1 protein-coding gene is annotated in these 746 nt (G+C 68.2%); it reads left to right on the top strand.

What is annotated here, in order from left to right; translation table 11 throughout:
• Nucleotides 1-168 precede the first annotated feature (168 nt).
• Nucleotides 169-615 carry a cyclic nucleotide-binding domain-containing protein gene (locus G4D87_RS38355; protein ID WP_163787663.1) on the top strand — a complete coding sequence of 149 codons (447 nt, stop codon included), beginning with the start codon at nucleotides 169-171 and terminating at the stop codon, nucleotides 613-615.
• Nucleotides 616-746 lie beyond the last annotated feature (131 nt).

Below are 746 nucleotides of genomic sequence, written 5' to 3'. Positions count from 1 at the left end.
GAGACGGCTGCCTGGCGGCGCGACGTCAACCGCCAGCACCTGCGCTTCACCTGGCGCTTCACCTCGCGCAAGGCACGCGCGACGTTCCACTACTCACGCCGCGACATGCTGCGGTCGAAGGACTAGGCTCCCGGTGTCGGGAGCATCCAGCCGGGCCCCGGGGGGAGCATGGAGAAGCTGTCCGTCATCGCCGCATCGCCGCTCTTCGAGATGCTCTCCTCCTCGGAGCTCGGCCACCTCGCCGAGCTGGCGCGCGCGCGGCACTTCGCGGCCGGGGACGTCATCTTCGAAGAAGGGGACCTGGGCGACAGCCTCTTCGTCGTCGTCCGCGGCCAGGTGGAGGTCGCTCGCCGTCAGCCGCGGGGCGGCCTGCATCCGCTCGCGGTGCTGTCCCCGCCCGAGTTCTTCGGGGAGATGGGCCTCATCGACAAGGACTTCCGCTCCGCCACCGTGCGCGCGATGACGGACGTGGACCTGCTTCAGCTCTGCGCGCAGGACCTCCGCGAGTTCCGGAGGACACATGGAGAGGGGTTCACCTTCATCGTGGTGAACATCGCCAGGAGCCTGTCTGCCCGGCTGCGCGAGGCCAACGCCCGTCTCGCGATGAAGGTCTGATTAGTCAGTCCTGACCACTTTCATCGCCCTTGCGTTGGTTTGACACCCCCCACCCCTGCCTCTACGCTCTGCGGCATCGTGAGCCGCATGCGCAACGTCGGAATGCTTGCCGTCCTGGCCGCCGGCATGCC

The organism is Myxococcus vastator, from assembly GCF_010894475.1.
Classification (GTDB): domain Bacteria; phylum Myxococcota; class Myxococcia; order Myxococcales; family Myxococcaceae; genus Myxococcus; species Myxococcus vastator.
This window is presented reverse-complemented; position numbering and strand designations above follow the sequence as displayed.